Genomic DNA, 19883 nt, shown 5'->3' on the forward strand with positions numbered 1-19883 from the left:
CCCACGACCATAGCGGCCCCGCCCCGAGGACTACTACACGGCAGCGAATCGGCACGTCACGATCCTTGAGAGACGACACTGACGTCGCGGTCGGGCGACGAGGCATGCGCCCAGAACCGCTTCGGGATACGTCCCGCGCCGGCGGCCAGACGTCCGGCGATCACCGCGTGCCGCATCGCTGAGGCCATCCGGGCGGGATCGTCGGCGCGGGTGACCGCCGAGGCCAGCAGCACGCCGTCGCAGCCGAGTTCCATGGCCAGCGCGGCGTCACTCGCGGTGCCGATACCGGCGTCGAGGATCACCGGGACCTGCGCCCGGGCGACGATCATCTCGATGTTGTGCGGGTTGAGAATCCCGAGTCCGGTGCCGATCGGCGAGCCGAGGGGCATCACCGCGGCCACGCCGACGTCCTCGAGCCGGGCCGCCAGCGTGGGGTCGTCGTTGCTGTAGACCAGCACGGTGAAACCGTCGCGGACGAGGGCCGACGCGGCGTCGACGAGCTCGATGGGATCGGGCAGCAGCGTGCGGTCATCGGCCACCACCTCCAGTTTCACCCAGTCGGTCTCCATCGCCTCCCGAGCCAGTTGCGCGGTCAGGACCGCCTCGGCGGTGGTGTGGCAGCCGGCGGTGTTGGGCAGCGGCGCGATGCCGAGCCGTCGCAGCAGATCGAGGACCCCGGTACCCGACGCCGCGTCCACGCGCCGGACCGCCACCGTGGTCAGTTCGGTTCCCGACGCCCGCAACGCGTCTTCGAGGACGGCGAGATTGGTGGCCCCACCGGTACCGGTGACCAGGCGCGAGGTGAAGTCGCGGCCGGCGATACGCAACGGGTCGTGTGCGTTATCCACCCTGCACCGCCGTCACGACCTCCACCGAGGCGCCATCGGGAATCGGTTGTGCCCAAGCACCTTTCGGGACCACGGCACCGTCCACAGCAACGGCGACCCCACGATCGGGCAGTCCGAGCCGACGCAGCAACCCGGCCACCGACTCTGCCGGGGAGAGCGCGGTCGGCTCACCGTTGAGCGTGATCGTCATCATCGTCCTCCTACTTCTGCCGCGATACCCGCGGCGGCATCTGCGCCGGCGTCGTCGAGAAGCCTCACCACGGCGTCGGCGGTCACCGGCGCCAGGACGATCCCGTTGCGGCCGTGGCCGGTGGCGATCACCGTCCGGTCGTCGACGCGGCTGATGATCGGCAAAGCGTCCGGCGTGCAGGGCCGCAGCCCGGCGCCCGCCTCGACGAGCTCATAGGTCCGCAGCCCCGGCATCACCTCGATGGCGTCGGCCAGCAGGTCGGCGACGCCACCCACCTCCGGGACCGTTCCGTTCCCCGACTGCGGTTCGTATTGTGTTGCGCCAACCACGATTCCGTCGGCACGGGGCACCAGATAGACGTTGCGGCCGCCGACCACGGCGCGCACCACGTGCCGTGGCGGCGGCACCGACCACCGGGTCCGATGCAACCGCAGCACCTCTCCCTTGGCCCCGTACAGATCGGCGGCCGGCCACAGCGCGTTGGTACCCAGCCCGGCTGCGAGAACCACCTGATCGTCGGGTAGTTCGGCGCGGGTCGCGACGCGGGTGTCGAGGTACTCGACCCCGAGTTCACCACCGGCACGGCGCAATTGCGTCAACAGGCGCCGATTGTCCAGTGCCCATTCACCTTCGGCGCGATAGCCGCCCACCAACCGGGTTCCGAGCATGGGTTCCATGGCCCGGATGTCGCGGGCCGACACATGATTCAGCGTCGCACCGGCCGACGGCTGCTGCGCCCAGACGAAGCGCGCGAGGTGATCGAGGCGTTCGGCGTCGGCGGCGGTGGAGGCCACGAACAGCGAGTCGGTCGCGGTGACGATCGACGGATCGCCGAGGCGGTCGACGAGGGCCGGCCAGCGTTTGACCGAGTCCACGGACAACGCCAGCAGCCGGTCCTCCCCGGGGTGTCCCTCGCCGAGGGACCCCAGCATGCCACCGGCCACCTGTGAGGCACGCTCGGCCGGCCCGGCGTCGAAGACGCGTACGCGCCAGCCGGCGTCGGCCGCGGCCAACGCGCACGTCAGTCCGATGACGCCACCGCCGATGACCGCCAGCGTGCCCCGCCCCGACCCTGCGGACACCATCACGTCACATCACCTTCCTTCGCCGGCATTACCCGGATCAGGTCAGACGGTCTGCGGCTTCGCCGCACTCTCAGCCCGGTCGGGCTCCCGTGTACTCCCCCGAGCCTACGCGGCCCGGTATCCGCCTCGGGTCGCGGTAGCGTGGCGCGGTGACCACTGCGCGACGATGCCTGGATTCGGCGGCCCTCTACCTGTGCACCGACGCCCGGCGCGAGCGCGGCGACCTCGTCGACTTCGTCGCGGCGGCGCTAGCCGGCGGTGTGGACATCGTGCAGCTTCGGGACAAGGGATCGGCCGGTGAGCAGCGCTTCGGTGTTCTCGAGGCCCGCGAAGAACTCGAGATCCTCGCCCGGCTGCGTGCGGTGACATCCGCGCAGAATGCGCTGCTCTCGGTCAACGACCGCGCCGACATCGCCCGCCTCGCCGGCGCCGACGTCCTGCACGTGGGGCAGGGCGATCTTCCGCCGTCGGTGGCGCGCCGCATCGTCGGACCCGAGATGGTCATCGGTCAGTCCACGCACGACGCGGATCAGGCGGCCGCCGCCATCGCCGACGACGACGTCGACTACTTCTGCGTCGGACCCTGCTGGACGACGCCCACCAAACCCGGACGCCAAGCCGCCGGCCTGGATCTGGTGCGGTCCGTCGCGGCATCGCGGCCGAGCAAACCGTGGTTCGCGATCGGCGGCATCGACGCCGTCCGACTACCCGAGGTGACCGACGCCGGTGCGGAGCGGATCGTCGTGGTGCGTGCCATCACCGCTGCCGACGATCCGACGGCGGCGGCGCGGGAACTGCGGTCGGCTGCCAGTTGAGACAACCCGGTTGCCGCACGCGGAACCCGAGGTCTAATCTCGACAGCATGCTGTACGTCAAGAACGCGCTCGTAACCCGCCGCAGCGGGGTCTGAATCTGACCGACCCCCCGCTGCGGGGTCGTCGCGTTCTCGTCGGTCATCTCGACTTCGACCGAAATCAGTACACGAGATGCACACTCTTCATTTCTCTCCGCAATTCTGTTCGTGTGACGAGCACGTTCCGTCCGCCCGACGGTTCGGCTCGGCGCTTCCCCGAGGTATGCGTGAGGAGGCCTTGGCCATGACCGCCACCGGAATGACCGCACGAGAACTCGCCGACCACTTCGCCCCGTCGGGCACCATCAAACTCGGTTCCTGGTCGGTGACATCCACCCGCCACGACCTCGTCGAATGCCGGGCAACCTTCGCCTTCGACGATCGGATCACGTCACTGTCTGCGGTGGCCGCCGGCCCGGTCGGTGCGATGACGTCGATGCTGCACGAGATCGGGGCACCGATCTCCATCGTCCGGTCCCATCAGCGCGTCCACGACGGCCAGATCACCGCGTACATGCTGTGCGAACGGGACGAGCGTCAGGTGTGGGCGCTGGGCGAGGGCGCCACCTGCGACGAGGCGAACGTCAACGCGCTGATCGCCGGAGCCAACCGGCTCATGCTCGCGTCGGCCTGACACCGGGTCGGGGAAACAACTCCGTCCGGGCCGAACTCAGCGCTGCAGGTCGAACGCGGCCATCCGTTCACGCAACCCCGGCCAGGCGAGCGCGAAACCAGGGTGCAGAGGCAGCTCGTCGACGAGGCACTGGTTGACCCAGCGCAGCTCGGCGGACTCCCCGTTGGCGATGGTGCGGACCGGCTCCTCGACGTCGGCGATGACGGTGGTGTAGGTCCAGCCGCTGGGCGTCTCGTGGGTGACGAGCGCGGCGACCACCGTGAGCTGATCGCCGCGGATGCCGGCTTCCTCACCGGCTTCACGGACCGCGGTGTCGATGGCACTCTCGTGCGAATCGCGTGCGCCGCCGGGCAAACCCCAGGTTCCGCCCTGATGCGACCACACCGCGCGGTGCTGCAACAGGATTCCCGTCGATCCGCCGTCGAGGGGTGCCCGCAGCAGCAGTCCGGCCGCGCCGTTGACACCCCAATATCGTGAGCCGTCCCTGTCGATGACCCAGCCGTCGCCGTCCCCGCGCACCCTGCCTCCTCGAGCCCGTCTGCTCGTCGCCACCTGCCGTGACCCAGACCGGGCACCTCCACCGTATGTGAGCCGGACTACGGCCGCCAGGTGACGAAATACCCACACCCGTCGATTCGACGCCCCGCGCAAGCGGTTGTTCACTTGCAAGTCGACGCCGCGTCGTATCCGGTCGGGTCCACCCCCGATGGCCTAGGCTTGACCACACGGCCTGAAACGAGCACGGGCTCCCGAGCGACAAGCAGTAGGTGACGGCTTTCGATCACAGAATGTCCACGGCGGCGAATGCCGGCGGCGGTGAACCAGCGATGAGGCGGAGAACGATCCAGCACTGAGAAGGGATCCTGAGGTGACCGGCGACGCGTCCCCGATGCGGACCGTACTCACCCGCGCCGGGCGGACGATACGGCCCGGGCAGTCCTCACCGCCGATGCGCCAGGTCCTCGCAGATCGTCGGGAACTCATGGCCTCGGCTCGGGAGCGGGCGCAATCACCATTCGCGACGCTCCGGCACTACGCGGTGACCAGCCCGGGCAAGCTCGTCATCATCATGCTCGTGATCGGCGCGGCCTGTGTGACCACGGGTCTCTACGCGTCGTCGGTGCTGGAGAAGCGGACCCAGACGCTGCAGCAGATGATCGACCGCGCCGAACCGCTGGCCGAGGCGGCGCAGGTGTTGTACTCGTCGCTGTCCATCGCCGACGCGTCGGCCAATGCCGCGTTCATCTCCGGTGGTCTGGAAACCCCGGCGCTTCGGAGTCGGTACGCGAATGCGCTGGCCACCGCGTCGTCGTCGCTGATCCTGGCGGCCGGCACGTCCGGGCAACCGGGCCCCGACGGCACACCCGACCAGTCCGAGCAGGCGGTGGCCGACGACCTGCGGACCCTGGCGACCACGATCCCGGTGTACAGCGGGCTGATCGAGACGGCGCGGACCAACAACCGGCTCGGCAAACCGGTGGGGTCGGCCTATCTGGGGCAGGCGTCGTCGATGATGCAGGATCAGATCCTGCCGGCCGCCCAACGCCTCTACGAACGCCGTTCGCTGGCCATTGCCGATCCGCAGCAGAGTCTCACCCGACCTCCGTGGGGGGTGTACGCGGCACTGCTCGCGGTCCTCGTCGCCCTGATCCTGACGTCGCGTTATCTGGCTCGTCGCACCCGGCGGCGTTTCAACATCGGCGTGGCCGCCGCGATCTTCGCGATCGCGGGCGGCACGCTGTGGCTGCTGGCCTCCGGCCTGATGTCGGTGGCCGCGACCACCGACGCGCGCACCGGCGGCGCCGACCCGTTGCGTGTTCTGACCGCCGCACGCATCCTCACCCAGCAGGCCCGATCGGCAGAGACGCTCGCCCTGGTCCGACGCGGTGATCAGGGTGGGCTGGAGCGGTCCTTCGCCGACTCCACCGCGCAGATCAGCGCCATGGTCACCAAGCTGCGGGAGAACAAGGACACCTCGCGATCGGTCAGTTCCGAGCAGCTCGACGCGGTGTCCTCGTCGCTGGAGCAGTGGGAGGTCACCGACGCCCAGGTCCGCGGCTACATCCAGTCCGGCGACTTCGGACGGGCGCGCGTACTGACCGTCGGCGACACCGACGGGAGTTCGGGACGCAGCTACGAACAGGTCGACGCCGCGCTGACCAACGCGATCACCTCGGCGCGCGATTCCTTCCGCGACGACATCAACACCGCCCAGCGGGTTCTGGGGTTCACCGGCACCGGCATCCTGATGCTGACCCTCTTTGCCGCCGTCGCGGTCGTCATCGGACTGATCCCCCGCATCCGGGAGTACCGATGAGGTCGATGATTCACCGGAACAGACGGTCGCACAGGGTCACCGCACAACGGTTACTGATCCTCGGGATGCTTGCGGTCATCGGTGTGCTCGTCACCGGCTGCGTCCGCTTCCCCGCACCGGATTCGCCCCCGCCGACCGCGCCCGCGGTGACACCCACCCCGCCGGGGGTACAGACCGACGTGCCCGTCGAGGCGCCCCCGAACGCCGAGGACTGCGACGCCACCCGCAGTCTGCGTCCCCCGGCCCAGATGCCGGCGCCCGGCCGCATGCCGCCGCGCACCACCATGGCCGACATCGTGGCGCACGGGCGGCTGATCGTCGGGCTCGACATCGGCTCCAACCTGTTCAGCTTCCGCGATCCCATGACCGGGGACATCCGCGGCTTCGACGTCGATCTCTCGCGGGAGATCACCCGCGCCATCTTCGGCGACCCGGGACGCGTGGAGTTCCGGGTGCTCAGTTCGGCCGAACGCGTGGAGGCCTTGCGCACGGGTGCGGTGGACGTGGTGGTCAAGACCATGAGCATCACCTGCGACCGGCTTCGCGACATCAGTTTCTCGGCCCCGTATTACGTTGCTTCCCAGCGCATTCTCGCGGTGCAGAACTCCGCGATCACCGGCCCGGCGCAACTCGCGGGCAAGCGGGTCTGCTCGGCACGTGGCGCCACCTCCATCGGACGTATCCAGTCCATCGCCCCGCAGGCGCGGATGGTCACCACCACCACGTGGGCCGACTGCCTGGTGTTGTTGCAGCAGGGGCAGGTCGACGCCGTCACCACCGACGACGCCATCCTGGCCGGACTCGCCGAGCAGGACCCGTGGGTTCGGGTGGTGGGTCCCAGCCTCGGCGAGGAGTACTACGGTGTGGGGATTCCGCCGGGCCGAGATGACATGGTGCGCTTCATCAATGGTGTCCTTGAACGGATTCGTTCCGACGGGACCTGGTGGCGTATGTACAACCAGTGGCTGTCCATCCTCGACAGCGGTTACGGCCCACCGCTGGTGACCTACCGGGATTGATGTGATGACCAGCGACCCCGGCCCCGACCCGCACCGTCGCCCGCCCGGCGTCGTCGATGCTGACGGTGTTGAACCCGAAGGCGTCGACCCCGACGGTGATGCCGTGAGCGAGGAGGCCGTCGTCGGAGAGGTCGAACATGTGGGCACACAACGGGTGTCGCTCGACGACCTACTCGGTGACGAGGAGGACTCCGACGAGAACGCGACCGCCGGCTCGACACTGCCGGAGGTGGGTACCCAGCGGGTGAGTCTGGCCGACCTCGAGGACGCCGACGTACCCGAGCTGGGCACCCAGCAGGTACGCCTGGAGGATCTGCTGGCCGCCGAGGACACCGACCGGCACGGGGACACCGAGGTGCACGGCGATGACACCACCGACCGGCACGAACCCGACACCGACGATCATTCCACCACCGGCACAACGGAATCGGTCAGCGATGCGGCCACCGACCACGTGATTCGGTCGCGGCCGGTCATCACCCAACTCGACGACGGGGTGAGCTCGGGCAGGCAGACCCGCCGCCTCGTTCCGCGTCGTCGGCCGCCCGCCCACGAGCGTCGGCTCGGTAGCGGGCTGGTCGAGATGCCGAAGATCGTCGACATCGAACCCGAGGACGCCGTCCTGCTCGAACCCGTCATCCCGGAGTCCAAGCGGACCTGCTGGCGATGCGGAAAACCGGTGGGGCGCACCAGCGGACCCGGCGAGGGCGACATCAGCGGGATCTGCCCAAACTGCGGTGCCCGCTACTCGTTTGTCCCCGGTCTGGAACCGGGCACGGTGGTCGCCGACCAGTACGAGATCACCGGCGCCATCGCTCACGGCGGGCTGGGATGGATCTATCTGGCCATCGACCGTAACGTCTCCGACCGCCCCGTCGTGCTCAAAGGCCTCCTGAATTCGTCGGATTCGGAGGCCCAACGGGTGGCTGTCGCCGAACGTCAGTTCCTGGCATCGGTCAACCATCCGGGCATCGTCAAGATCTACAACTTCGTCGAGCACATCAGCGAGCGTGGCGAACGCTACGGCTACATCGTGATGGAGTACATCGGCGGGCGCACCCTCAAGCAGATCACGTCCGATCAGAGCGGTACCGGCTTGCTCTCGGTGGAGCAGGCGATGGCCTACATCCTCGAGGTCCTTCTGGCAGTGGGGTATCTGCATTCGGTCGGGCTGATCTACAACGACGTCAAACCGGACAACATCATGGTCGGCAGCGACGAGGTCAAGCTCATCGATCTCGGTGCGGTCTCCCCGATCAACGGGTACGGACATCTCTACGGCACACCGGGTTTCCAGGCCCCGGAGATCGTGAAGACCGGCCCCCAGATCGCCTCCGACATCTACAGCATCGGCCGTACCCTGGCGGTGCTCACCGTGCCGATCGAGATGCGGAAAGGACGCTACGTCGACGGCCTGCCCGACCCGGCGACCACACCGGTGTTCGCCGAGAATCCGTCGTATTACCTTCTGCTGCAACGCGCTACCGCGGCGGATCCGGCCGAGCGGTTTGCCTCGGCCGAGGAGATGAGCACCCAGGTCCTCAACGTCTTGCGCGAGACGGTGGCCGTACACACCGGCGTGCCGCGCCCCGCGCTCTCCACGGTGTTCACACCGCAGCGCTCCACCTTCGGCACCGACCTCATGCTCGCGCCGGTCGACGGCTTCTTCGATCCCGATCAAGCGGCCTTCTACGACCCGGTGGACATTGCCCGCGCCCTTCCGGTGCCGTTGGTCAATCCACTGGATCCGGCTGCGGGGCTGCTGACCTCGGCCGCGCTGTCAGATCCCCGGCAGACCCTCGACTCGATCAACGCGGCCCGCGCCGAGGGATTCGTCTCGATCCTCGGCCGACGGGTGAACGACGGACACCCGTCGCTGGAGATCGATCTCCGCGAGGCCCGCGCCCACCTCGAACTCGACGACGTGGACACCGCGCTCGCGCTGCTACGGGAAATCTCGGTGCACCACGGCAATTCGTGGCGCGTGCAGTGGTACATGGGCATCTGTGCGCTGATGAACGACGAACCCGAGCTCGCCTACGAGCGATTCGACGAGGTGCTCGGCGCCATGCCCGGTGAGGTCGGTCCGAAGCTGGCCGTCGCCGGCACCGCCGAACTGATCGGCCGCTGGCTGTCCGACGAGACCGACCACTCGCCCGGGTCGGCGCAGCGCATCACCGAACTCTACGACGTCGCCCAGCACCACTATCACGACCTGTGGCTCACCGACCACGCCATCGTGACCGCCGCCTTCGGCCTCGCGCGGCTCTCGGTGGCCGCCGGAGACTACGACGGTGCCATCCGGCCGCTCGACGAAGTACCCGCCACCAGTAGGCATTTCAACACCGCACGTGCCACCGCGGTGATCGCGCTGGTGCATGGTCGGGACCCGTCGGAGGTGACGCGCGAGCAGATCGTCGAAGCCGCCCGACGTCTGGAACAAATCCCCGACAGCGAACCCCGCAAGGCGCGGATGGTCCTCATCGTCCTCGGTACCGCCCTCGGCTGGATGCACGCGAATCCTGATGCCGCACATGGTTCCGGCGAGCCCTCCACACTTCTCGGCTTCCCGTTCACCGAACACGGCATACGCACCGGCACCGAACGGTCCCTGCGCAACCTGGCCCGACAGACCCGCACCAACCGCGACCACCGGTTCATGCTCGTCGATCTCGCGAACTACGTTCGGCCGGATACGTTGTTCTGAACGCGTGCCAACTTACTGGTTGAGCAACCCCGCAGAGTCACACCACCGCTGCGGCCTGCCGCGCGATCGCGAGTTCCTCGTTGGTCGGGACCACCAGCACGTCGACGTCGGAGTCGTCGGTGGAGATGCGACGTGATTCCCTGCTGCGCAAAGCATTTCGTTCGGCGTCGACGATGATGCCGTAGTTCTCGAGGTTACTGAGCGCGTCGGCGCGAACGGGTGCGGAGTTCTCCCCGACGCCGGCGGTGAAGCAGATCGCGTCGACGTGGCCGAGGGTGATCAGGTAGGCACCGACGTAGCGTCGAAGACGGTGGATGTAGACGTCGTAGGCACGGCGGGCCGCCTCGTCGCCCTGCTCGATTCTGGCGGAGATGGCGCGAAAGTCGTTCTCGCCACACAGACCTCGTAGGCCGGACTGCTTGTTGAGCAAGGTGTCGATCTGGTCGACGGACAGCTTGGCGACGCGATGCAGGTGCAGCACCAGACCGGGATCGATGTCGCCGCTGCGGGTGCCCATCACGAGCCCCTCGAGGGGAGTCATACCCATGGACGTGTCGACGGGACGACCGCCCTCGATCGCCGACGCCGACGCCCCGTTGCCGAGGTGGAGGACGATCTGGTTCACCTCCTCGACGTCGCGGCCGAGGAACTCGGCGGCGCGTCGGGACACGTACTCGTGGCTGGTGCCGTGAAATCCGTAGCGGCGGATGGCATGTAGGTCGGCGACTCCGCGGTCGATGGCGTACGTCGCGGCGGCGTCGGGCAGGCCGTGGAAGAAGGCGGTGTCGAAGACGGCGACCGAGGGCACTTCCGGAAGAAAGGTGCGGGCCGCGGTGATACCGACCAGGTTCGCCGGATTGTGCAGCGGCGCTAGGGTGGAGATCCGGCTGATCTCGGAGATCACTTCGGGTGTGATGATCGTCGGCTCATAGAAGGTCCGGCCACCGTGCACCACCCGGTGTCCCACCGCGGCCAGCCCGGCGGTGGCGAGATCGGTTCCGTTGTCGGCGAAGCAACGTAGCGCACGTTCGATCGCGGCGTGATGATCGGCGATCTGCAGCGACTCGCTGATCACCTCGTCACCCTGCCCGTGGGTGATGGAGGATAGTTCCTCACCGATGCGCTCGACGATGCCGTCGGCGCGCACATCCCCGGTATCGGGATGCACCAGTTGGTATTTGAGCGACGACGAGCCGGCGTTGAGGACGAGCACAGCGCCTTCGGTTCCGCTCATCGTGCGTCACCGGTGTTCTGCTGTGCCTGGATGGCGGTGATGGCGACCGTGTTGACGATGTCGGAGACCAGGGCGCCCCGCGACAGGTCGTTGATGGGTTTGTTGAGTCCCTGCAACACCGGGCCGATCGCGACGGCACCCGCGCTGCGCTGCACCGCCTTGTAGGTGTTGTTGCCGGTGTTGAGGTCGGGGAAGATGAGCACGGTTGCCCGCCCGGCCACCTCCGAATCCGGCATCTTGGTGGCGGCCACACTCGGGTCCACCGCCGCGTCGTACTGGATCGGACCCTCCACAAGCACTTCGGGTGCCCGCTGACGGACCAGATCCGTTGCGACACGGACCTTGTCGACGTCTGCGCCGGAGCCGGACTGGCCGGTGGAGTACGAGAGCATCGCCACCCGCGGATCGATGTCGAACTGTCCGGCGGTCTGCGCGGAGCTGATCGCGATGTCGGCGAGTTGTTCGGCGGTCGGATCGGGAACGATCGCGCAATCCCCATAGGCGAGAACACGATCGGCCAGACACATGAAGAACACGCTGGACACGGTGGACACCCCCGGGCGCGTCTTGATGATCTCGAAGGCGGGGCGGATGGTGTGCGCGGTGGTGTGGGCGGCGCCCGAGACCATCCCGTCGGCGCGCCCGGTGTGCACCATCATCGTGCCGAAGTAGGAGACGTCACGCATCAATTCCTGCGCACGGTCGAACTCCATCCCCTTGTGTTTGCGCAACTCCGTGTAGAGCGAAGCGAATTCGTCGAGGTACTCCGACGACGCGGGATCGATGATGTGCACCCCGTCGAGATCGACGTCGAGTTCGCTTGCGCGGGCGCGCACGGCGTCGTTGTCGCCGAGCAGGGTGAGTTCGGCGACGTTGCGGCGGACCAGCCGCCCCGCGGCCCGCAGGACGCGATCCTCGTCGCCCTCGGGAAGAACGATGTGCTTGCGTGCCGACCTGGCGCGAGCGATGAGTCCGTACTCGAACATCTGCGGTGTGACGACCGTCGGCGTCCCGACATTCAGTTTCTGCAGCACCTTTTCGGGGTCCACATGCTCTTCCACCAGGTTCAGCACGGCCTCGATCTTGCGTGCCGACCCCTTGGCGAGTCGTCCTCGCGTGTGCGCCGCCGTACGCGCTGTCTCATACGTGCCCTGCTCGCAGGCGATGATCGGCAGCGTGGGTTTGAGTCCGCGGACCAGTGCCTCGATCATCGGATGGGGCCGCAGCCCACCGTTGAGGATGATTCCGGAGAGGCGCGGAAACCCTTGTGCCGTATTGGCATTGACGAGAGCCAGCAGGACGTCGGACCGATCTGCCGGGGTGATGACGACGGTCCCCTCGGTGAGGCGCTCGAGGATGTGCTCGACGGTCATCCCGCCCACCATCACCTTGAGTGCCTCGCGGTCGAGCAGTTCCTCGTCGCCGCTGTACATCTGGGCACCGAGTTCATCGCGCAGTTCGGCCATCGTCGGCGCGAACAGGACCGGCTCCTCGGGCAGGCACAGCGTCGGCATGCCGGTCTTCTCGAGTTCCTTCTCGATGACCACCAGTTGGTCGGGGTCACACCGGTTCGCGACGAGCGCGATCGTCGTCGCATGTGACGCCGCGATCTCAGCCATCAGCAGCTCGGCCAGACCGTGCACTTCCTGCGGTGTTCGTCCGGCGGCCTTGAGCGCCAAGATGATCGGGGCCGAGAGGTTGGCGGCGATGCGGGCGTTGAAGCTCAACTCCGACGGGTTGCCGACGTCGGTGTAGTCGGATCCGATCACCAGCACGCGGTCGCAGCGGGCCTCGACCGCGTGGAAGCGGGCGACGATCTCGCCGATCGCGCCCTCGGGGTCCTCGTGTACCTGGTCGTAGGTCACGCCGATGCAGTCGTCGTAGTCGATGTCCACCGAGTCGTGCTCGATGAGGAGGTCGAGGATGTAGTCACGCTCGCCGGCCGCCGCCCGCGAGATGGGCCGGAAGACACCGACCCGTCCGCCCGTGGCGGTGAGCAGGGCGAGCAGGCCCAGCGCGACCGTCGACTTTCCGGTGTCCCCTTCGGCGGAGGCGATGTAGATGCTGTGCAAGGTCGGGGTGTCGTTGGCGGTGTCGGCGTCGGTGTCGCTGGCCATGGTTCTAGAGCCTAGCGCCGCGCCTCGGGAATAGGCGACCGGTCAACGGATCGGGCTGCACAGTGAACGTGTTCGCCAGCACGATCAACGCGGGGTGGGGGGTCAGATGAGGATGCCCGGGTTGCAGATGCCGTCGGGGTCGACGGCACGCTTGACGGCGTTGATGATCTCGACGCCGACCGCGCCGATCTCGTCGTGGTAGGCGTCACGGTGATCGCGACCGACGGCGTGGTGGTGCGTGATGCTCGCCCCGGCGGCCCGGATTGCCGAGTTCGCGGCCGATTTCGCGGCCGCCCAATCGGCCAGCGGGTCGTCGCCGAAGGGGGCTGCGACGGTGAAGTACAGCGACGCGCCGGAGTGATAAACGTGACTGATGTGGCACATGACCAGCGGCGGGGTCCCCGACGCGGTGAGCGTGTCGGTGAGCGCCGCGGTCACCGTCGTCCGCAGTTCGGCGAGTCCCGACCAGAAGGTCACCGTCTCCAGCGTCTCCACCAGCACCCCGGCGTCGAGCAACGGGTCGCGCAGGTAGGGGCCGCGGAACCGGCCGGTACGCCACGCCTCGCCCGGTTCGGGTCCCAACGGGGTCGCACCACAGTCGGTGAGGACGGCGGCCGCGGCGTCATGACGCCATCGCACGTCGGCGTCGTTTCCCTCGAATCCGGTGATCGCGAGGCAGCCGGAGGCGTCGCCGCCGAGCTTGCCCGGGTCGGCGAGGTTGAGCGCGGTTTCGGTCTCGTCGGACAGGCGCAGCACCGTCGGCAGCGGGCCGTCCTGGGCCAGTCGGCGCAGGGCGTGGGCGCCGGCGTCGAAGGACTCGAAGCGCCAGCCGGTGAACAGGCGCGCCGTCGGCACCGGGTGGACGCGGACGCGAACGGCGGTGATCACCCCGAGCGTCCCCTCCGACCCCAGGACCAGTTGCCGAAGGTCCGGTCCGGCTGCCGATTTCGGTGCGGTACCCAGCGTCAGGGTGCCGCGTGGGGTGGCCAGTGTGAGGCCCTCGACCATCTCGTCGAATCGGCCGTATCCCGCCGACGACTGGCCGGCCGACCGGGTGGCGGCATACCCGCCGATACCCGCGCCGGCATAGGACTGCGGGAAGTGTCCAAGGGTGAAACCGCGTGCGGCCAAAGCAGATTCGGCTTCGGTGGCACGCATGCCGGCTTCCAGCGTGGCCGTTCTGGACACCTCGTCGAGCTCGATGAGGCGATTCATCCGTCGCAGATCGAGGCACAGGACCCCGGCGAATCCGCGGCGATCGGGAGCGAGTCCGCCGACCACCGAGGTGCCGCCGGTGAAGGGCACCAACGCAATTCGGTGTTCGGCGCACAGCGCCAGCACCGCGGCCACCTCGTCGTGCGAGCCGGGGAAGACGACGGCGTCGGGCGCGTCGGTGACGTCACCGGCCCTCAGCCGCAACAGGTCCGGCGTGGAAAACCCGCGGGTGTGCTGCACACGTTCGGCGGCCGCGACGGTCAGATTCTCCGCACCGACGACGTTCTCGATCACCGCGCGCACGGCGGCGGGGATCGTGGACGGCGAGACCTCGACGCCGGTGGGGTCGACGCCGGGGTCGGGTTCGTCGCGGGTGGCGAGCAGCCGCGCCGCGTCGGGGAGGTGTCCGGGATCGTTCGGATCACCCCAGCGGGGACGGCGCATGGCGACCGTGGGCAGTGCGGTTTCCCGGGATCCGGCAGTGTCGGCGGTTCCGGACGTCGGACTCATCGCGACCTACTTGACGATCGCGCGGACCACGAGGTCGGCGATCTCGTCGTCGGTGAGCGCGGTGTCGGGGTTGAGCATCATCGAGTAGATGGTGCGCACCAGGAACTCCGCGGCCCCCCGCGCATTGGGCGTGAGCTGATCGCCGATCTGCGGTTCCATGTCCGGCAGGGTCTCGTTGACGATCTGATGGATCAACGTCGGCCCGCTGTTCGAGGACGTCGCGACCAGCGCCCCGACGATTTCCTGCGGTTCGTTACGCAGCACGTACTGCAGCGCTTCGTGTTCGCGGATGTAGGGCAACACGTGGGTGACCTGCGCGCGGATCTTGCCTGCGGCGTCGGGGGCGGTGTCGGACCACTCGCGGAGTTTGACGCGTAGCAACGACACCTCGCGTTCCACGATCGCCGCGACAAGGGCGTCGCGGCCGCCGAACATCCGGTAGGCGGTGGCGCGGGCGACCCCGGCGTGCCGGGCCACCGAGGTGAGGCTGAGCGCCTTGGCCCCGAAGCGCGACACCATGGCCACGCCGACGTCCACCATGCGGTCACGATCCATGGTCAAACCGTATCCAACTCAGTCGCCGATCCAGGATTTACCCTGGTCACCCGCCGCTCATGGTGGTCGTTGTCGTGGTGGTCGTCGTGGCGTGCGGGGTCGTGGTCTGGGTCTGGGGCCCGGTGGTCTGGGGTGCCGTGGTCTGGGGTGGCGTGGTGCGTGGCCTCAGGGTGCGCGACGGACGTGTGGAGGTGTCGGGAGTGCGCTGCCGAGTGGTCCGGGTCGGTTGTCTCGTCGTCGGCTTCTTCGTCACCGTCGACCGTGGTGCGCTGATCGTCAGCGACGTATGCCGCGCCACCTCGGGTGCGCCGACGGTGATGCTGCGGCAGTTCAGGAGCAGGACGCGCGGCACGCCGGGTGTCATCCCCGCCGCGACGCTGCCGCGTCCACCGGGACCGAGGGTCGTCGAGTCGATCGGTGTCCGCTGTCCCGACGGGATCAGATCGCAGCGCACCGGCGACGGTCTGATCCCGTTGTTACGCAGGCCGATCACCACCTGATTGCCGTTGACGACGTAAGAGCAGTCGGGGGCCGGTCCCACGCCGTCGAACTGGCCGCAGTAATGGCGTGGCAGCGGGGGTGCCGCGTCGGTCGACGACGTTCCGATGAACGCGACCGTGCCGGCGGCCCCGGCGGTCAGGGCGGTACCGACGATGATGCCGGTGGTGAGCTTTCGCATGAGCGAGTCCTGGCTGTCGGGTCGTGTGCCGCGCGGCGTCCCCGATACCGCGTGCCTGAGAGATTACGCGCCAGGTGTGACGTGGCTCAACGGGTCGTCGTCGGCTCGATCCGCGGTGCTGCGGGTGGGCAGGACCGGGCGCGGCGTGCGGCGGCGCAGGAGCCCACGCGCGACCGCCACCCCGAGGAGACACAGGGCCCCACCGACGAGTCCGACGACGGTGGGCAGCTCGCCGAGGAACAGCCACGACATCCCGACGACGATCGCGGGCACCACCAGCGTGGTCGCGGCCATGGTGCTCGCCTGCGTGCGGGCCAGGGCATAGGCCCAGGTGGTGAAGGCGATCGCGGTCGGCCCGACGCCGAGGTAGATCACCCACCACACGTCGGCCGGTGCGGCGTCGCCGAGTTCGGCGACCGCCACCGGTGCGAAGGGCGCGGTCGAGACGAGTCCGGCCAGAGCGCCGAGCCATGTCGCGGTGAGCGCATCCACCGAGCTCAGTGCCGACTTCTGCAGCAGCACACCGAGCGCATAGAGCACCGCGGTGGCCAGACCCAGGACGATACCCAGCCAGTCCGAGTGAGCGGAGCTCCCCGCCGACGGCCCCAGCGCGATCAGGACGACGCCGCCGAAGGCGAGCGCGAGACCGGCCACCAGATGCCGCGGGAAGCCCTCGCCCATGAAGAGCCCGGCGTACACGGCCACGAGGATCGGCGCGAGATTCACCAGCAGTGCGGCGGTCCCGGCGTCGAGGTGACGTTCGGCCCAGTTGAGCAGAACCATGTAGCCGCCGAACCAGGCGACGCCGTAGGCGATCACCTGCGCGAGTGCCCGCCCGCGCGGGAACAACGGCTTTCGCGTCGACGACCGCCGGCGCACGACCAACAGGACGACGCTGAGCGGTATCACCGCCGCGAGCAGACGCAGAAAGGCCATCGACCCCGGGGAGAACGTGTCGCCGAGGGCACGGATCGCGACGAAGGCCGACGCCCACAGCACCACCGTCACGGTTGCCGCGAGCGCGGGCAGCGCCGTGGTCGGTGGCGTGTTCGCGGCAGTGGTCAAGGTCATCCGTCGATCGTGCCCGGCCGCAAACATGAGCACAAGTTAATTCTTCTGTCGAAACATTCAGTCCAACTGTAGTGTCGCGTCCATGGTCGACATCCACCGGCTCCGGATTCTGCGCTCAGTCATCGGCGAGCGATCCATCGGCGGTGCCGCCGGCGCCCTCGGGTACACCCCATCGGCGGTGAGTCAGCACATCGCCGCGCTGCAACGCGAGACCGGATTGACGCTGGTGGAGCGCGACGGCCGCGGAATCACCCCGACCGAGGCCGGCGTCCTGCTCGCCCGCGAATCAGATGGCATCTTCGATCAGCTCGCCCGGGTCAACGGACTGATCGCCGAACTACGCGACGGCCGGCTCGGACAGCTTCGCGTCAACTACTTCGCGTCGGCCGGGGCCACCTGGATTCCGCCGATCGTGGCGACCATCTCACGCGAGTTCCCCGACGTGCGGCTCGACCTGCGACTCATCGAACTCCTCGGCGACGACGCCGCACGGTCGGCCGATATCGAGATATACGTGGCCGGCAGTGATCGGGAGCAGGCCGCGTCGGCGGGGTCGGCGGGGCACCTGACCCGGCCGCTCGTCGTCGAACCGTATCTGGCCGTGATGCCCGCGGATTCGACGTGGGCGCAGCGCGAGTCACTGCCGCTGCGCGAACTCGCTGAGGTGCCCTGGGTGGACAACGACGTGGCCCGCGGGCCCTGCCGGCAGGCGCTACTCGATGCGTGCACGGCGGTCGGATTCGCGCCCGATTTCAGTGTCGAAACCCAGGATTACCCCACGGCCATCAGGTTTGTCGCCGCGGGGGTGGGACTCACCGTGCTGCCCCGGCTCGGCACCGTCGACCTACCCGCCGGTGTCGTCGCCGTCCCGATCGTCGACCCGACACCCACTCGAGCCATCCGGGTACGAATTCGCGAGGATGCGCTGAACAACCCTGCTGCGCAACGGTTTCTCGGTCTCCTGGACCAGACGGTCACCGACGCTCAGCGGTGACGCTTTCTCGGACACCGCCCGTCGAGTCACACCGACAGCTTGCGCAACCGCGGTGCGAGGTCTTTCTCGAAGTTCTCCAGGAATCGACGCTGGTCGTGGCCGGGAGCGTGGAAGACGAGGTGGTTGAGTCCGCAGTCGGTGTAGAACTTGACCTTCTCGACGGCCTCGTCGGGATCCGAGGCGACGATCCATCGCTTGGCGACCTGTTCGATGGGCAGTTCGTCGGCGAGACGTTCCATCTCGGTCGAGCTGTTGACGCTGTGCTTCTGCTCCGGGGTCAGCGACAGTGGCGCCCAGAAGCGGGTGTTCTCCAGTGCGAGTTGCGGATCCGGATCGTAGGAGATCTTGATCTCGATCATCCGGTCGATCGCCTCGAAGTCGCGTTCGGCCTTCTCGGCCCCTTCTTTGACGGCCGGGATCAGCTTTTCCTGATAAAGGTCGGCGCCCTTGCCGGAGGTGCAGATGAACCCGTCGCCGGCCCGTCCGGCATATCGGGCGACCACGGGACCACCGGCGGCAACGTACACCGGAATCGGTTGCTCGGGAACGTCATACATGTAAGCGCCCTGGGTGTGGTAGTACTCGCCGTCGAAGTTCACCTCGTCGCCGGTCCACAGCTCACGCATGAGCCGGATGGCCTCGCGCAGCCGGGCGAAGCGTTCCTTGAACTCGGGCCACTCCCCCTGAAAGCCGGCCGCGTACTCGTTGAGCGCTTCGCCGGTGCCGACGCCGAGCATGATCCGTCCCGGATACATGCACCCCATGGACGCGAAGGCCTGGGCGATGACGGCCGGGTTGTAGCGGAAGGTCGGGGTCATCACCGAGGTGCCGATCTGCACCCGCTTGGTGCGCTCGCCGACCGCCGCCATCCAGGCCAGCGAGAACGGAGCGTGTCCGCCGTTGTGTCGCCACGGCTGGAAGTGGTCGCTCACCGCCACCGAGTCCATCCCGTGCTCCTCGGCGGCGACCGCGATCTCCACGAGTTCGCGCGGATCGAACTGTTCCGCAGAGGCCTTGAAACCGAGTTTGAGTTCTTGTGCCACGTGCCTACCTCGCTTCACCCAGCCCGCGGCAGAGGTCCCGCGGGGTCACCGAACGATCACTTGGTACCCAACCTACTCACGGGGCCATCGGGCGATGTGGGCGGTGCCACCCGTGGATTGTCGGAGGGTTGTGGTGCGATTAGCCGATGAGTTCCCGGCCGCCGGTGGGACAACCCGGCTACGACGCGCTCGCCGATCTGTATGCGCAGACGTTTCCGACGGCCTTTCAGAGCGACCTGGAGCGCCATGTCGTCGACTGCTTCGTCGATCTGCTGCTCACCGAGGACGCCGGTATGCCGTCGGTGGTCGATGTGGGCTGTGGACCAGGGCACGTGGCCGGCCACCTGGCCGATCGGGGCTGTGCCGTTGTCGGTGTGGACCCGAGTCGCGCGATGCTCGACCACGCTCGTCGCACTTATGCCGGGATCACGTTCCTGGCCGGGGACGCGCGCGCCGTCGACGCACCTCTCGAGACCTGCGCCGGCGTTCTCGCTCGGTTCAGTCTCATCCACGTCGAGCCCACTGCCCTGCCGGGCATCGTCCGGGGCTGGCATCGTCGGGTGCGCGCGGGCACCCTGCTCCTCGTCGCCGCGCAGGCATCCGACGATTCGGGGGTTCACGAGTTCGATCATCTGGTGTCCCGGGCGTGGCGATGGCATCCGGATTCGCTGGCGCAGATGCTCGGCGACAACGGCTTCGACGAGGAGTTCCGCGTGGTCAGCCGGCCCGACGCGGATAACCGGTTCCCGGCCGTGCATCTCCTGTGCCGGTCCCGGTGACCCACCACTGGACCTCAAGTGAACTTTAAGTTC

Annotated in this window: 18 protein-coding genes and 1 riboswitch; of the genes, 7 read left to right on the forward strand and 11 right to left on the reverse strand. The window is 68.2% G+C overall.

All coding sequences use genetic code 11. The features are described from left to right. Positions 1 to 56: 56 nt before the first annotated feature. The 3 genes from thiG to thiO all read right to left on the reverse strand — a co-directional run bounded on the left by thiG (position 57) and on the right by thiO (position 2123). Positions 57 to 848 carry a thiazole synthase gene (gene thiG / locus GBRO_RS21795; RefSeq protein WP_012836017.1) on the reverse strand — a complete coding sequence of 264 codons (792 nt, stop codon included), beginning with the start codon at positions 846 to 848 and terminating at the stop codon, positions 57 to 59. Then, a complete protein-coding gene (thiS, locus tag GBRO_RS21800) occupies positions 841 to 1038 on the reverse strand; it encodes a sulfur carrier protein ThiS (protein ID WP_012836018.1) in 198 nt (65 codons plus the stop codon). The genes thiG and thiS overlap by 8 nt, the downstream gene beginning before the upstream one ends. Then, positions 1038 to 2123, reverse strand: coding sequence for a glycine oxidase ThiO (thiO, locus tag GBRO_RS21805; RefSeq protein WP_012836019.1), 1086 nt, complete (start codon positions 2121 to 2123; stop codon positions 1038 to 1040). The genes thiS and thiO overlap by 1 nt, the downstream gene beginning before the upstream one ends. Beyond that, a riboswitch (TPP riboswitch) is annotated at positions 2120 to 2224 on the reverse strand. (Overlaps the previous gene by 4 nt.) Positions 2225 to 2272: 48 nt before the next feature. Between thiO and thiE the strand changes: the two genes are divergently transcribed. Both thiE and GBRO_RS21815 read left to right on the forward strand, forming a co-directional pair. Next, a complete protein-coding gene (thiE, locus tag GBRO_RS21810) occupies positions 2273 to 2938 on the forward strand; it encodes a thiamine phosphate synthase (RefSeq protein ID WP_012836020.1) in 666 nt (221 codons plus the stop codon). Between the two features lie 282 nt (positions 2939 to 3220). After that, complete coding sequence (locus GBRO_RS21815; protein ID WP_317629920.1) at positions 3221 to 3610, forward strand: 2-isopropylmalate synthase; 390 nt, start codon at positions 3221 to 3223, stop codon at positions 3608 to 3610. Between the two features lie 36 nt (positions 3611 to 3646). On the opposite strand, the gene GBRO_RS21820 is transcribed toward GBRO_RS21815, so the two are convergent. Next, positions 3647 to 4129, reverse strand: coding sequence for an NUDIX hydrolase (locus tag GBRO_RS21820; RefSeq protein WP_012836022.1), 483 nt, complete (start codon positions 4127 to 4129; stop codon positions 3647 to 3649). A gap of 349 nt (positions 4130 to 4478) precedes the next feature. Here GBRO_RS21820 and GBRO_RS21825 point away from each other — a divergent pair, with 349 nt between their 5' ends. From GBRO_RS21825 to GBRO_RS21835, 3 genes are read left to right on the forward strand one after another with little or no spacing between them, the layout of a single operon-like run. Beyond that, positions 4479 to 5927 carry a hypothetical protein gene (locus tag GBRO_RS21825; protein ID WP_012836023.1) on the forward strand — a complete coding sequence of 483 codons (1449 nt, stop codon included), beginning with the start codon at positions 4479 to 4481 and terminating at the stop codon, positions 5925 to 5927. Further along, positions 5924 to 6946 carry a glutamate ABC transporter substrate-binding protein gene (locus GBRO_RS21830; protein WP_012836024.1) on the forward strand — a complete coding sequence of 341 codons (1023 nt, stop codon included), beginning with the start codon at positions 5924 to 5926 and terminating at the stop codon, positions 6944 to 6946. The genes GBRO_RS21825 and GBRO_RS21830 overlap by 4 nt, the downstream gene beginning before the upstream one ends. A 4-nt stretch (positions 6947 to 6950) precedes the next feature. After that, the gene (locus GBRO_RS21835; protein ID WP_083775645.1) at positions 6951 to 9653 is read left to right on the forward strand and encodes a serine/threonine-protein kinase; all 2703 of its coding nucleotides are present in this window, start codon (positions 6951 to 6953) and stop codon (positions 9651 to 9653) included. A gap of 37 nt (positions 9654 to 9690) precedes the next feature. On the opposite strand, the gene GBRO_RS21840 is transcribed toward GBRO_RS21835, so the two are convergent. The 6 genes from GBRO_RS21840 to GBRO_RS21865 form a co-directional block, all read right to left on the reverse strand. Then, complete coding sequence (locus GBRO_RS21840; protein ID WP_012836026.1) at positions 9691 to 10887, reverse strand: acetate kinase; 1197 nt, start codon at positions 10885 to 10887, stop codon at positions 9691 to 9693. Then, positions 10884 to 13004, reverse strand: coding sequence for a phosphate acetyltransferase (pta, locus tag GBRO_RS21845; protein WP_012836027.1), 2121 nt, complete (start codon positions 13002 to 13004; stop codon positions 10884 to 10886). Before pta ends, GBRO_RS21840 begins: the two co-directional genes overlap by 4 nt. A 102-nt stretch (positions 13005 to 13106) precedes the next feature. Next, positions 13107 to 14729 carry an FAD-binding oxidoreductase gene (locus tag GBRO_RS21850; RefSeq protein WP_012836028.1) on the reverse strand — a complete coding sequence of 541 codons (1623 nt, stop codon included), beginning with the start codon at positions 14727 to 14729 and terminating at the stop codon, positions 13107 to 13109. Between the two features lie 6 nt (positions 14730 to 14735). Beyond that, complete coding sequence (locus GBRO_RS21855) at positions 14736 to 15284, reverse strand: TetR/AcrR family transcriptional regulator (RefSeq protein ID WP_041920030.1); 549 nt, start codon at positions 15282 to 15284, stop codon at positions 14736 to 14738. Positions 15285 to 15330: 46 nt separating this feature from the next. After that, positions 15331 to 15963 (reverse strand): hypothetical protein, encoded by a 633-nt coding sequence (locus GBRO_RS21860; protein ID WP_012836030.1) that lies wholly within the window; start codon positions 15961 to 15963, stop codon positions 15331 to 15333. 63 nt (positions 15964 to 16026) lie between these two features. After that, positions 16027 to 17034 (reverse strand): DMT family transporter, encoded by a 1008-nt coding sequence (locus GBRO_RS21865; protein WP_012836031.1) that lies wholly within the window; start codon positions 17032 to 17034, stop codon positions 16027 to 16029. A gap of 82 nt (positions 17035 to 17116) precedes the next feature. Here GBRO_RS21865 and GBRO_RS21870 point away from each other — a divergent pair, with 82 nt between their 5' ends. Further along, entirely contained in the window at positions 17117 to 18028 is a 912-nt protein-coding gene (locus GBRO_RS21870) for a LysR family transcriptional regulator (protein WP_012836032.1), read from the forward strand. Positions 18029 to 18054: 26 nt separating this feature from the next. Here the strand turns inward: GBRO_RS21870 and fgd are convergent, their stop codons facing one another. Then, entirely contained in the window at positions 18055 to 19071 is a 1017-nt protein-coding gene (fgd, locus tag GBRO_RS21875) for a glucose-6-phosphate dehydrogenase (coenzyme-F420) (protein WP_012836033.1), read from the reverse strand. 146 nt (positions 19072 to 19217) lie between these two features. On the opposite strand from fgd, the gene GBRO_RS21880 reads away from it, so the two are divergent. Next, complete coding sequence (locus GBRO_RS21880; RefSeq protein WP_012836034.1) at positions 19218 to 19850, forward strand: class I SAM-dependent DNA methyltransferase; 633 nt, start codon at positions 19218 to 19220, stop codon at positions 19848 to 19850. The last annotated feature ends 33 nt before the right edge of the window (positions 19851 to 19883 follow it).

Origin of the sequence: Gordonia bronchialis DSM 43247 (assembly GCF_000024785.1) — a bacterium.
GTDB classification, from domain to species: domain Bacteria; phylum Actinomycetota; class Actinomycetes; order Mycobacteriales; family Mycobacteriaceae; genus Gordonia; species Gordonia bronchialis.